Annotated in this window: 11 protein-coding genes; 2 read left to right on the top strand and 9 right to left on the bottom strand. The window is 46.0% G+C overall.

What is annotated here, in order from left to right:
• Positions 1-2 precede the first annotated feature (2 nt).
• Together alsS and N646_RS19930 are read left to right on the top strand one after the other, a co-directional pair.
• The gene (alsS, locus tag N646_RS19935; protein WP_017820350.1) at positions 3-1,706 is read left to right on the top strand and encodes an acetolactate synthase AlsS; all 1,704 of its coding nucleotides are present in this window, start codon (positions 3-5) and stop codon (positions 1,704-1,706) included.
• Positions 1,703-2,461, top strand: a complete 759-nt coding sequence (locus N646_RS19930; RefSeq protein WP_017820351.1) for a meso-2,3-butanediol dehydrogenase — start codon at positions 1,703-1,705, stop codon at positions 2,459-2,461. Before alsS ends, N646_RS19930 begins: the two co-directional genes overlap by 4 nt.
• Before the next feature lie 288 nt (positions 2,462-2,749).
• Here N646_RS19930 and N646_RS19925 read toward each other — a convergent pair whose 3' ends face one another.
• The 9 genes from N646_RS19925 to N646_RS19885 all read right to left on the bottom strand — a co-directional run bounded on the left by N646_RS19925 (position 2,750) and on the right by N646_RS19885 (position 13,491).
• Positions 2,750-3,346 carry a methyltransferase domain-containing protein gene (locus N646_RS19925; RefSeq protein ID WP_017820352.1) on the bottom strand — a complete coding sequence of 199 codons (597 nt, stop codon included), beginning with the start codon at positions 3,344-3,346 and terminating at the stop codon, positions 2,750-2,752.
• A gap of 136 nt (positions 3,347-3,482) precedes the next feature.
• Positions 3,483-4,685: a phenylacetate--CoA ligase family protein gene (locus N646_RS19920; protein WP_017820353.1), complete on the bottom strand. Its 1,203-nt coding sequence runs from the start codon at positions 4,683-4,685 to the stop codon at positions 3,483-3,485.
• 9 nt (positions 4,686-4,694) lie between these two features.
• Positions 4,695-5,516, bottom strand: coding sequence for an ABC transporter ATP-binding protein (locus tag N646_RS19915; RefSeq protein ID WP_005373283.1), 822 nt, complete (start codon positions 5,514-5,516; stop codon positions 4,695-4,697).
• A gap of 80 nt (positions 5,517-5,596) precedes the next feature.
• Positions 5,597-6,841 (bottom strand): ABC transporter substrate-binding protein, encoded by a 1,245-nt coding sequence (locus N646_RS19910; RefSeq protein ID WP_005373285.1) that lies wholly within the window; start codon positions 6,839-6,841, stop codon positions 5,597-5,599.
• A 45-nt stretch (positions 6,842-6,886) separates the two neighbouring features.
• Positions 6,887-7,954, bottom strand: a complete 1,068-nt coding sequence (locus N646_RS19905) for a branched-chain amino acid ABC transporter permease (RefSeq protein WP_005382737.1) — start codon at positions 7,952-7,954, stop codon at positions 6,887-6,889.
• Between the two features lie 11 nt (positions 7,955-7,965).
• Positions 7,966-8,859, bottom strand: coding sequence for a branched-chain amino acid ABC transporter permease (locus tag N646_RS19900; protein WP_005373295.1), 894 nt, complete (start codon positions 8,857-8,859; stop codon positions 7,966-7,968).
• Complete coding sequence (locus N646_RS19895) at positions 8,859-10,811, bottom strand: long-chain fatty acid--CoA ligase (protein WP_005373296.1); 1,953 nt, start codon at positions 10,809-10,811, stop codon at positions 8,859-8,861. The genes N646_RS19900 and N646_RS19895 overlap by 1 nt, the downstream gene beginning before the upstream one ends.
• A complete protein-coding gene (locus N646_RS19890) occupies positions 10,811-11,611 on the bottom strand; it encodes an ABC transporter ATP-binding protein (RefSeq protein WP_005373297.1) in 801 nt (266 codons plus the stop codon). The genes N646_RS19895 and N646_RS19890 overlap by 1 nt, the downstream gene beginning before the upstream one ends.
• A 242-nt stretch (positions 11,612-11,853) precedes the next feature.
• Positions 11,854-13,491, bottom strand: coding sequence for an electron transfer flavoprotein-ubiquinone oxidoreductase (locus N646_RS19885; protein ID WP_017820354.1), 1,638 nt, complete (start codon positions 13,489-13,491; stop codon positions 11,854-11,856).
• Between the last annotated feature and the right edge of the window lie 116 nt (positions 13,492-13,607).

The following is a 13,607-nucleotide window of genomic DNA, read 5'->3' as shown; positions in this document are numbered from 1 at the left end:
AAATGCAATCCAAACCTTCAAATAAAAATGGAGCTCAGTTGATCGCTCAACAGCTAGAGTCTCTCGGCATTAAGTACATTTTCGGTATTCCCGGTGCAAAAATCGATCGACTGTTCGATGCGATTGAAGACACTAACATCCAAATGATTCCGGTACGCCACGAGGCTAACGGCGCATTTATGGCGGGCGTTATGGGAAGACTAACCGGCAAAGCAGGCGTCACAATGGTTACGTCAGGCCCTGGCTGTGGAAATCTAGTTACGGGGGTGGCAACAGCAAACTCCGAAGGCGATCCGCTGATTGCTATCGGTGGTGCGGTGAAACGAACTGACCAGCAAAAACAAACACACCAGAGCATGGATACCGTCAGTATTTTTCGCTCTATAACTAAGTTCAGTGCTGAAGTGCAGCATGTGGACGCCGCAAGCGAGATCATGGCGAACGCATTTCGTATCGCAGAGTCAGGTCGTCCTGGGGCTTGCTTTTTGAGTCTCCCCCAAGATGTTTTATCCGAGCAAACCCAAACGGACATTATTGTCCCCTCGCCTTACACACAGCCTGGTTGCGCAGACATCGTAGCAATCGAAGAAGCGGTCAGTCGAATCAGTAAAGCAAAGCGCTGTGTGGTTTTACTTGGCCTTCACGCGAGCCGCAGTCAAAACGCTGCTGCTATCGCCCGATTTCTTCAAAATACGCAGCTACCCGTTGTCGGCACTTACCAGGCCGCCGGCACGGTAGACATCAATTACTATCATCACTTTGCTGGGCGTGTCGGTTTGTTTAATAACCAACCTGGCGATGTTTTACTGCGGGACGCCGATTTAATTCTCACCATCGGCTTTAGCCCAATAGAGTATGACCCTGAGCTTTGGAACAGCCACCGCAACCCAGTGATTCACCTCGATATTGAACCAGCAGAATACCAACTTAATTATCAACCTTGTGTTGAAATCGTCGGAAACATTGCGCAGTCATTAGATAAAATGGGCAGCTATATCTCTGAATATGCTCGCCTTTCCCCAACGGCACTTTCAATACTGGAAGAGGTAGCACTGCAACGGCAAGTGATCAAGGCTTATCCCAAAGTCTATAACAAGCAAGGGTTTCATCCACTGGCGCTAATTAAAGCCATGCAATCTATCATCACACCAGATACCACGCTATGCCTTGATATGGGGAGCTTCCACATCTGGATCGCTCGTTACTTAAGCTGTTTTCGAGCTCGCCAAATGCTGGTGTCTAACGGCCAACAAACGATGGGCGTTGCACTGCCATGGGCCATTGGTGCCAGCCTACTAAAACCTGGTAGCAAAGTGGTATCGATATCAGGAGACGGCGGTTTTATGCAATCGAGCATGGAGTTAGAAACCGCGGTTAGACTGAACTGCAATATCGTCCATATTGTGTGGGTTGATAACGCCTACAACATGGTAGAAATGCAAGAGATCAACAAATATCAGCGCTGCTCTGGTGTGAAATTTGGACCAATTGATTTCAAGGCCTACGCCGAGTCATTTGGCGCGAAAGGCTTCGCAGTGACTAGTCAACACGAATTGCTACCGACATTGAATAAAGCCATGGACGTTGAAGGACCAGCAGTGGTGGCTATCCCCGTAGATTACAGCGACAACGACAAACTGATGTTGCCGCGCACAGAGAAAAATCAAGATCCCGTTTTTGTAAGTTTCGAAGGAGAAATCGCATGAGAGGATTAAAAAATAAAGTCGCACTCGTCACTGGTTCTGCCAATGGCATTGGTTTGGCCATCGCAAAACGTTTGTATGAAGAAGGCGCAAACGTCGCTCTTGCCGATTGGAATGAAGAGCAGTTGGCAAACGCCGTTGAGGGCTTTGATAAACAGCGTGTGTCTGCGCATTCTATTGATGTTTCTGACCCAGAAAAAGTCGCAGCACTGATTTCTGATGTTGTTACCCGTTTCGGTAAACTGGATATTTTAGTAAACAATGCTGGCGTACATGTCCCTGGTTCCGTGATTGAAGGTAGTGTGGAAGACTGGAAGAAGATCTCTGGTGTAAACATTGACGGCGTCGTTTATTGCGCGAAGTTTGCTTTGCCTGAACTCTTAAAAACGAAAGGTTGTATGGTAAATACCGCGTCCGTTTCCGGTTTGGGTGGTGACTGGGGTGCCGCATTCTATTGCGCGAGTAAAGGTGCAGTGGTGAACCTTACCCGAGCGATGGCATTGGACCATGGTGCGGATGGGGTAAGAATTAACGCCGTATGCCCAAGTTTAGTAAAAACCAACATGACAAACGGCTGGCCGCAGGACATCCGCGATAAATTCAATGAGCGCATTGCGCTTGGCCGAGCAGCCGAACCTGAAGAAATTGCGTCTGTCGTGACTTTCTTGGCAAGTGATGACGCATCTTTCATTAATGGCGTAAACCTACCTGTAGACGGCGGTGCCACCGCATCAGATGGTCAACCTAAAATAGTATAAGCATGAAATAGACAGATCAGTAAGAGACGTTCTACTACCTTTCGGATCGATGCTGATCTGTCGCTTTACGCTCTGAGCACACAACCCATGCCAGCAATAAACTCAACCACTCAACCGCTGTTAGAGATATCTCAACAACTTAAACCAGCAACGAGAAATTAATGTTTCACACAAACCGACAAACTATGTGAGCATTCCATCAGGTATAGAGTGAAGACTTATGTATCAGCGATTCACAAAGAACCAGACAGTTTCCGCGAATACTTTCTAAAGAAGTCTCAGTGACGACTAACGTTTCTGCCACACCATCCATTGCTCTCTGCCTTTAAAAACCTCAACACTGTTTACCACCACTGAGGATTCCACAAGTTCAAACGTGGGCTCTAGAAAAGATGCCAGTTCCCCACTTCTCAAACAAAATGGAGGGAAGCGTGATAGGTAATTATCATCAATGACGAAAAAACCAATTAGAAAACCTCCGCTTGGCAATAATTTATCCACCATAGCAAAGTATTCTGACCACATGTCTCTTGGTAGTGCTGCGAGAAAGGCCCGCTCGTAAATGACATCAAACGAGTGAGAAAAATCGGCATTAAATACATCACCCAATACGACTTTATCTTTGTAGTTACCTAACGCTGATTGCGCCATTTTTACCGCTTCTTGGCTGTAATCCATCGCGATCACGTCATGCCCATATTGAATAAAAGTGCTCAGTTCATAAGCGGCACCACACCCAGGAATAAACACTGACTGGCCTACATGAAGTGAATTGTCGAGATAGTCCTTGAGTTCTTGAGGTGTCGATTGGGCATCCCAAGGCATAGTGCCTCGGATAAACAAATCATCCCAGAATTGTGTGTTAATCATTGGTGCCTGTTTCATTTACCCGCTCCCTGATTGCGGTAGTAAAAAATAAAGGGATACGCAGCGCAATGTGGTATCCCTTTTCTAGCCTTTTGTCTGACGTTGTTAGTTTTTTATGACAACCACTTTCTACTGCACTTATGCCACCAATGAGTTAACTGCGAAGATCATTGATTAACGGCTGCTCCACTTGGTTCGGTACAAACTGGACATTGCCTTTCAGTTTAGTGACTGACTGTAGTGTTGCTTGAATGTCCTCTGCTGATACATGCACATCATGACAACAAAAAGTAATGGCATCGTTGAAGCCATCGCGCTCAATTTTCAAGGAGCCTTTAATATCGTGGCGACGACAGACTTCTTGGATTTGATGCGGATAAACAAACAGCCCTTTTACTTTCACCGCGGAGTCTGCTCGTCCCATCCAGCCCTTAATTCGTGCATTCGTGCGTGAAGAATCAGAACTTGTCTCTAGATATGCCGATAAATCTCCCGTTGCGTAGCGAATCAGCGGGAACTTCTCATCGAACGACGTTACAACGACTTCACCGACTTCTCCCGGTTGTACAGGAACACCATCAGGATCAACGATTTCAACAATAATATCTTCGGCAATCACTAATCCTTGTTCACCAGACACTTGATAAGCAATCAAACCAAGCTCTGCACTTGCGTAGGCTTGAAAGACTGCAATGCCTTTTTCCTCAAACATCTGTTGCATGCCTGCTGTAACCGCTTCACCAGAGACCAGAGCTTTCTCAAAGCTAGGCAGCTCATTGTATTTCTCTTGGTACTTTTGTAGCAACGTCAGCAAATAAGAAGGTGTGCCAGTGTAACCATTAGGTTGAAGCTGTTTAATTGCCTCTATTTGCGCTTCGGTATTGCCTACTCCAGCCGGAAATACCGCACAGCCACAAGCCCTTGCGCCACCATCCATAATAAATCCGCCAGGAGAGAAATGGTAAGAGAGCGTGTTATGCACTAAATCACCCGCACAGAACCCAGCAGCGTGAAACGCGCGCCCCATACGCCAGAAATCGGCCTCATCCGTTTGAGCCTCATATAAAGGCCCAGGAGACTGAAAAACACGCGCCATTTGACCAATGGCAACGCTATTTAAGCCACCAAACGGCGGTTTAAGTTGCTGCTGATTAGGTACATTGAACTTACGTGTAATCGGGAACTGAGCAAGCCCTTCACGATTGTTTGCCAATGTAGGCTCTAACCCAGAAAAATGCGCCGCGTAATGTTCGCTATTGACTTTCGAATTTTCAATCAACGTTGGCAGACGTTGAAACAACGACTCTTCTCGCGCCTGTAGAGACAACGATTCTTTCGCATCAAATAGTTCGTTCATCCTTGCTCCTTACAACCAACGCTTACGACGTTTGTAAGATTTCAGATTCTTAAAGCTCTTGCGATCTTCATCGCCGCCGCCAAGGTAGAATTCTTTTACGTCTTCATTGTTTAGCAATTCGTGCTTGCTGCCATCTAGTACGATTTTGCCTGATTCCATGATGTAACCGTAATCGGCCGCTTGAAGAGCGAAGTTGGCATTCTGTTCAACCAAAAGCATGGTAATACCTTGCTCTTTGTTGATCTTGTTAATAATGCTGAATACTTCTTTAACTAGCAGTGGAGAAAGCCCCATAGACGGTTCGTCCAACAAAATCATCTTCGGTCGAGCCATTAACGCTCGGCCAATCGCTAACATTTGTTGCTCACCGCCAGACAAATAGCCCGCCAGGCCAGTGCGCTCTTTGAGTCGCGGGAAATAGTCAAACACCATTTCGATGTCTTGTTCAACTTCGTTGTCAGTGCGTGTATAAGCGCCTAAGCGAAGATTTTCTATTACCGTCATATCTTCAACAATTCGGCGCCCTTCCATAACTTGGAAGATGCCCGAACGGACGATCTCTTCCGGGCTTTTGTTGTCTATACGCTCGCCCATGAAGTTGATTTCGCCGCGCGTCACTTCACCATCTTCGGTTTTCAATAAACCAGAAATGGCTTTCAACGTTGTGGATTTACCCGCACCGTTGGCCCCCAGTAAGGTCACAATCTGCCCTTTTGGAACTTCTAAACTCACACCGCGAAGTACTAGTATTACTTCGTCGTAGACGACTTCAATGTTGTTCACTGAAAGCAGTATTTCTGCCGGTTCGATATTCGTTGCTAATTCAGCCATCAAGCTACTCCTTGCTAGGGTGAGAGTGTTCTCTCACCCATCCTTATTTTCAGTAAGCTTTGTTATTAATAAGTCGTAGATTAGTAACCTAGCCAATCGTCACGACGTGACAATGTCACCTGTGATACTTTCTTGATATCAACTGCGCCGCCATCGTTGTTGCCCATAAAGACGTTCACGGTTGTTGTGCCTCGGTGATCTTCCGGTTTCCAGTTCGCAGGGACACAAACACCTTCTAAGCCTTGTGGTACCCAGTTGTCATGGACATACATGCCCTTCTTGATGTTTTCACCTGTGATACCACCGTTGTCTTTCGCCCACTCCATTGCTTCTTTCATATAGAACGCAGAACAAATACCGCGAATGTAATGGTGAGTTCTGAATTCGCCCGGCTCTGATTCAGACTGCTTAGAAATCTCACGGACCAGTTTCATGCCTTCATTATCATCTCCCCAAAACGCTGTCATACCTGGGAAAACGTAATCTTTAAGGCCATCGCCTGCTGCTTCAAGCACTGGCTTATCGCCGCCCCAAATGTTTGCCATGTACTGGAACTCTGTCCCAACCGTGTTACAAGACTTCACTAGTGAGATAACCGAGCTACCGATATTAGCAATGTAACCGTAGTTGGTGCCTGACTCTTTCAGCGACAAACATTGCGCTTTGAAGTCCCCTGGTTTTAGTGACACAACGACTGGGTTTTGCACATCAAAACCAAGTTCTTTGGCGTACTCTGCACACGCTTCTTTTGGCGCATTCGGGAATGGATGGTTATCGCCAATGTGCGTAAATTTCGGCGCACCTTGATTGCCCTTAGATTCCCAATCTTCTTTCGCCCACTTAACTAGCGCACGACACGCATCTGAGTACGACGCACCATAAAAGAAGTTATAAGGCGCTGGTTTCGCGGTTTTTGGGTTTTTGCCAGTTGGGTCAGTTAAGTGACCAGAGTAAGAAGCAGAGAACACCGGCACTTTGTCTTTGGTAACAAACGAAATAAGTGCTTCGGTATCCGCCGTACCCCAACCTTGCAGCGCAACCATGTCTTTACGCGCCACCCAACGTTTATAGTTAGAAATCGCCACTGGTACTTTGTACGCCATGTCTACTGTTTCAAATTCGAGCTCGGTACCGTTAATGCCACCGTTTTGGTTAATCCAACGCAATGCGTCTCGCACGCCAGAACCATAAGGCTTGCTCACATAAGCCGTTGGTCCAGAAAAGTCGACTAATTGCCCGACAAACACAGAATCTTTTGCCCAAGTTGCGGTAGTAAACAGTGCAGATGACAGCACCAACGTTGTCGCTAAATGTCCTTTGTTCATAACTCGTTGTCCTTGTTATTGAGGTATATTCCACTTAATTCCACGTTAATATGAGAACGGATAATGTTTCCAATATGCTCGAATCTGTTGCCAGCGATGCGATAATCCTTGAGGTTCGAAAATGAGGAACAGCATGATGACTAAACCAATCGCCATCTCTTTGAAGTAAGCCAGACCATCAGTGAAAGCGGTGGTATCACCAAACGCTGAAAGCCCCGTTACGCCAAACTCTAAAACTTCAGGCAGCAATACGATAAATATCGTCCCCATCAGCGTACCTTTGACTGAGCCTAAGCCACCAATGATGATCATTGCCAAGAACTGGATAGACATCATGATGGTGAAGCCTTCTGCTGATACAAACCCTAGATAATGTCCGTAGAGTGCACCCCCGATGCCCGCATAGAATGCACACACTCCAAATGAGAGCAGACGATACTTGGTTAGGTTGATGCCCATGATCTCTGCTGACAGATAGTGATCTCGTACTGAGACAAACGCGCGACCGTCACGAGAACGGATTAAGTTTGATGCCCACATATACATGAAGATCAGCGCAAACAGAGCGATGTAGAAGAAGCTTTCGTCAGTCGTAAACTCAAAACCAAACAAATTAATTGGGTTCGCGCTTGCACCGTATGAGCCGCCACTGAACCAATCTGCGCGAGCAAAGAAGTCCTCTAAAATAAACTGCGCCGCCAACGTTGCGATAGCTAGATATAAACCTTTAATTCGAGCCGCTGGCAGACCAAACAGCATCCCCACAATCATGGTTAAGTAACCCGCAAGCGGAATCGCAAACACGACTGGAATGTTAAACTGGTTATTTAACCAAGCCGATGCAAAGGCGCCAAAACCAAAGAACGCACCGTGACCTAGCGAGATTTGTCCGGTAAAACCAACCAAAATGTTTAAGCCCAATGCCGCGATACCGAGGTATGCAATCTGAATAAACAGGTTTAGGAAGTAAATATCCAAGACCAGCGGTGCTGCCAGCATGGCGATGACACCTGCAATCGCAAGGCTTCTGATGGTTTTGGTTTCAAAAATTGGCGTATCGCTTTTGTATGTGGTTCGAAAATCCCCACATGGGCGCATGCTAAGTTGAGCCATGTTATTTCTCCTTAAATACGCTCAATATCTTTGGTACCAAACAGGCCATATGGCTTGAAGGCAAGAATGATTAACAGCACATAGAATGGTGCGATGTTGTATAAGTTACCCACTTGCAGGTATTGGCTATCAAAAAACTCAGCCAAGTTTTCTAGCACCCCGATGGTGATACCACCGACAATTGCGCCGACTACCGAATCTAAGCCACCTAAAATAACGGCTGGGAAAACTTTGATACCAATAATGGATAGCGCGTCAGATACGCCGTTAACGATACCGATAACAATCCCTGCTGTTGCAGATACCATTGCCGAAATGGCCCAACTGATGGCGAACACTTTCTTGATGGAAATGCCAAGACTCTGGGCTACTTGCTGGTTGAATGCCGTTGCGCGCATTGCCAGACCCATTTTGCTGAATTTGAAGAACCAGTAGAACGCGCCCATGATGAGCATTGAGAAGATCAAGCTCAGAATGTAAGCAAACTCAACATTCAAACCTCCGATATTCACCACGTTGGTTTCGAACACTTGCGGGTACGACACAGCAGAGACACCGAATATCCACTTCATCAGCGCTTGGAAAAACATCGATAGACCAATGGTCACCATGATCACAGAGATAATCGGTTCACCAATCAACGGTCTGAGCACAATGGTTTGCACGGCGATACCAAAAATCATCATGAACGCGAGCGTGAGTAAAAAGCCTATAAAAAACGGTAACTGTAGGTGTACCAATGCCGCCCAACATACCCATGCGCCAATCAACAGGAACTCACCCTGAGCAAAGTTGACCACCTGGGTCGATTTGTAAATCAATACAAAGCACATGGCGACAACGCCATACAACATGCCAACGATCACGCCATTAATGACGAGTTGCAGTAATAAATCCGTATTCACTATGCGATCCTCCGTTGTTCGCTATCCACTAGTGTTGGCTCATGCTCAATAAGCGTTTCAATAACTAGCGACGTTTGAATGCGTGTTTTGGTGCCATCTTGATAAGTGATCACTGTATCGACATCGACTTTTGGATCGTCGCTGTAGATGGTTTCGATGATGTCTCCGTATTTCTCTGCAACCACACCACGGCGTACTTTACGTGTGCGAGTTAGCTCTCCATCGTCGGCATCCAGCTCTTTGTAAAGTAGAATGAATTTGCTGATCTTCTGTGCATCCGGTAGGGATTCGTTCACTTTTTGAACTTCTTCACGAATCGCTTGGTACACTTCTGGTTGAGCAGATAAGTTGGTGTAGTTGGTAAATGCCAAGCCGCGTTGCTCTGCCCACTTCGCGACGATCGCATAGCGAATACAGATGATGGCAGACAGCCAAGGTCGACCTTTACCTACCACCACGGCTTCTGCAATAAACGGCGAGAACTTGAGTTTGTTTTCGATAAACTGTGGCGAATAACGGTCGCCATGGCTGGTTTCCGACATATCTTTCAGACGATCAATCACCACCAAGTGACCGGAATCTTTAAAATAGCCCGCATCGCCTGTGTGCATCCAACCATCTTGAACATCTTCATCATATGCTGCTTGGTTGTTTAAGTAGCCAGTAAACATGCCTGTACTTTTCGCGATGATTTCACCAACGCCATTGCTGTCCGGGTTGATGACTTTCACTTCTGCATTATCAAACGCAACACCAACGGAATCGTAATCCACATCATCCGCTTGGTGCACGGTGTATGCGCCACACATTTCGGTCTGACCATAAAGCTGCTTAAGTGGCACACCAATAGCTTGTAGGTAACGGAAAGTATCCGGTCCCATCGCCGCACCGCCGGTTGCCGCAGATGTCAGGTTCGAAAACCCTAAACGGTCACGCAGAGCACGCAGAAGAATCCATTCAGCCAACTTAGAGCGTTTACCCTGCTCCAGCGCTTTGTTGGCTAAGCTCATGCCCAGTTTGTACATCTTTTGCTTAAACGGTGTCGAATCCATCATTCGTGCAGACACGTCTGCCACAATGTTTTCCCACACACGTGGCGCTAACAGCACAAAGTTTGGACCGATTTCACGCAAGTCGGACATCATGGTTTCTTGTTCTTCCACAAAGTTAACGATTTGACGAGAAATCAACGCCTGACCAACCACGTAAACCTGCTCCATAATCCAAGGCAAAGGCAGAACAGAAACGTAGTTGTCGCCTGGGGAACGAGGGTCTGCACGCAAGTAAGCCGCACAGTGATCCAAGAACGTGCCACTGTGTAGCTGAGCCAATTTTGGTTTAGAAGTCGTACCGGACGTAGTACAAAGAATTGAAAGATCGCTGCCTTTGGTTTCAACAACCATATTGAGATATTTGTCTGGGTCCGCTTTATCAATCAGCTGACCTTTTTTGTAGACCTGTTCAACATCAATTAATCTTGGATCATCGTATTTACGCATTCCACGAGGATCGCAGTAAATAATGTATTCAACGCTAGGAATTTCATCACCAAGCTCAAGCAGCTTGTCGCATTGCTCTTCATCTTCGGCAATCACGACTTTTGCTTTTGCATAGTTGATAAGGTACGCCACCTCTTCGTGCATAGAATCTTGATAGATGCCCAGCGAGAAACCTTTGATCGCATGTGCCGCTAACTCGCCCCATACCCATTCAGGGCGGTTATCACCTAGCAAACCAACGACATCTTGCTCACCAATACCCAAATCTCGTAGTGCCAGTGCCATCCACTTGACGCGGTTTTCATAATCCTTCCAAGTGAACTCTCGCCATATACCAAACTCCTTTTCACGCATTGCGACTTGTTCGGGCCAGTTCTTGGCATTGTGTTGCAACACTTTTGGAAAGGTATCTAAGCGGGTTATATCTGCCCAATCATTATGTTGCTGTGCCATTATGCACTCTCCTCTAATGTCGGTAACTCTTCGCCTAAGTACGCTTGTTTCACATGTGGGTTGGCCATCACTTCTTCAGGCTCACCCGTAGCAATGTGTTTACCGAAATCCAAAACCAAAACGCGATTAGAGATGTCCATGACCACGCCCATGTCGTGCTCAATCATGATGATCGTGATATCTAATTCTTCATTCAGATCCATGATGTAACGTGCCATGTCTTCCTTTTCTTCCAAGTTCATACCTGCCATTGGTTCATCAAGCAGCAGTAACTTAGGTTTTAAGGCAATGGCACGAGCAAGCTCTACACGCTTACGTAAGCCGTAAGATAGGGTGCCTGCAGTCGCTTTTCGGATGTGCTGGATTTCTAGAAAATCGATCACGTCTTCCACATATTTGCGGTGCGCCATCTCTTCTTTCTGCGCATTGGAGAACCAATAGAGTGGCCCCGTGACGAAGTTATTTTTCAGTAGGTGGTGTCGGCCAACCATGATGTTGTCCAGTACCGACATATGAGAAAAGAGCGCTAAGTTTTGGAAGGTTCTTCCCAGCCCTAACTCAGCTCGTTGGCTTGGTGTACGTTTAGTTACGTCATCTCCAGCGAAGATTACAGAGCCTTTGTTTGGTGTGTATCGACCAGAGATGCAATTGAGCATTGAGGTTTTACCTGCACCGTTTGGACCAATGATTGAAAAAATTTCCTTTTCATTCACATGGAAGCTCACGTCAGTTAAAGCTTTCACCCCACCAAAAGCCAATGAAATATCGTTTACCTGCAACAGAGGCGATTCCGATACCATAGTTGATCTCCCTTTCGTTATTTTAAGTGCGTTCCATTGAGCACTATTTGATCAAACCTAACTTTGATACTGGTAACCGCTTTTACACCTATGCATCAACTTTGTATTCAGTTTACGTAAACGTCAATTTAAAATCAGAATAGTGCCTGAAAGATTAAGTTGCAATCGAGTTCATCGAGAAAGATTTGAACTAACGCAAACTTTAAGTAAATAAATTGTTAATAAAAATTATTCTCAAACGCTTACATATTTGGATAGTTCGGACCACCACCACCTTCTGGCGGAATCCAGGTAATATTTTGACTTGGATCTTTGATGTCGCAGGTCTTACAGTGGATACAGTTGGCCGCATTTATTTGCAGCTCTGGCTGCTGCTCCCCCTGTACGATTTCATACACGCCAGCCGGACAATAGCGCTGTGCTGGCTCTGCATATAATTCAAGGTTCTGCTCAATAGGGATCCGCTGGTTCTCCAGTCGTAAGTGGCATGGTTGATCTTCCTCATGGAAGATATTGGATAGATAAACAGAAGAGAGGCGATCGAAACTTAACACGCCATCAGGCTTCGGATAGACAATTTCATTGCTGTTTTCCGCCAATAACAGAGACTGATGATCAGGCTTATCACAGCGGATATGCCACTTAGCTTTGCCTTTTAATACGTTATGTTCCAGCAGCGCTAAACCACCGCCCAGCCACGATCCAAAGCGGTGAATACCACTTGAGAAGTTACGTGCTTGATAAAGCTCTTCATACAGCCAAGACTGTTTGAAATGCTTTTGATAATCAGCAGTAACTGACTGACTCTCAAGGGCTTCACATACTGCTTCAGCGGCAAGCATGCCAGATTTCATTGCGGTGTGTGTGCCTTTGATTTTAGCGCCGTTAAGTGTTCCTGCATCACAGCCAATTAACAAGCCACCAGCAAACTGTTGCGTGGGAAGCGAATGAAAGCCGCCCTTGGTGATCGCTCTCGCGCCATAGCTAATACGCTTCCCATTTTTGAGGTATTGCTCAATCAACGGGTGGTGTTTAAAACGTTGAAACTCATCAAATGGACTCAAGTGCGGATTCTTATAATTCAAGTCAACAATCAACCCGACGGCAACTTGGTTTCCCTCTAAATGGTAGAGATAACTGCCACCTGTAGCTTCATTTGATAACGGCCAACCTAATCCGTGCACTACTAAACCTTGCTGATGCTGCTCTGATGGGATTTCCCACAGCTCTTTAAAACCGATAGCGTAGTGTTGAGGCGTTTTCTCTTCAGCAAGATTAAATCGGTTAATCAACTGCTTACCAATATGCCCCCGTGCGCCTTCAGCAAATAAAGTAAACTTCGCTCGTAGTTCAATACCAGGTTCGAAATTTCCTTTTTGTTCACCATTTTTATCTAATCCCATATCGCCCGTGATCACGCCACAAACACGACTATCTTCATCGATGATCGCTTGACTGGCGGTAAAACCTGGGTAGACCTCCACCCCCAAGTTCTCAGCCTGCAACGCCATCCATCGGCATAGACTGCCCAAACTTATGATGTAATTACCTTTGTTATGTAACGTATTAGGCACCGCCCAAGAAGGCAGTTCATGACCATTGATGTCATTGCCTAGATAGTAGGTTTTATCTTGGTTTACTTTGGTATTGAGCGGCGCGCCTTTCTCTTCCCAGTCGGGAAAAAGCTCATCCAAACTCCGCGTTTCAAACACCGCACCCGATAAAATATGCGCTCCAACTTCAGAACCTTTTTCTACCACGCAAACAGAGAGGTCTTGTTTTTTTTCTGCTGCTAATTGTTTGATTCGGCATGCCGCAGACAAACCTGCGGGACCAGCGCCTACAATCAGAACATCAAATTCCATGCAGTCTCTTTCCATGATTGCATTCCTTTTTCTTTGCATGTTGCCAACTTGTTAATCAACAATATATTTAAAGTTGACGCAAACGTAAAGGTAAATTAACATCATTTTAAAGACGTCATCACATCGTCTTC

Origin of the sequence: Vibrio alginolyticus NBRC 15630 = ATCC 17749 (assembly GCF_000354175.2) — a bacterium.
Lineage (GTDB): Bacteria > Pseudomonadota > Gammaproteobacteria > Enterobacterales > Vibrionaceae > Vibrio > Vibrio alginolyticus.
The sequence above is the reverse complement of the archived record's forward strand: the minus strand, read 5'-3'. Positions and strand labels throughout refer to the sequence as shown.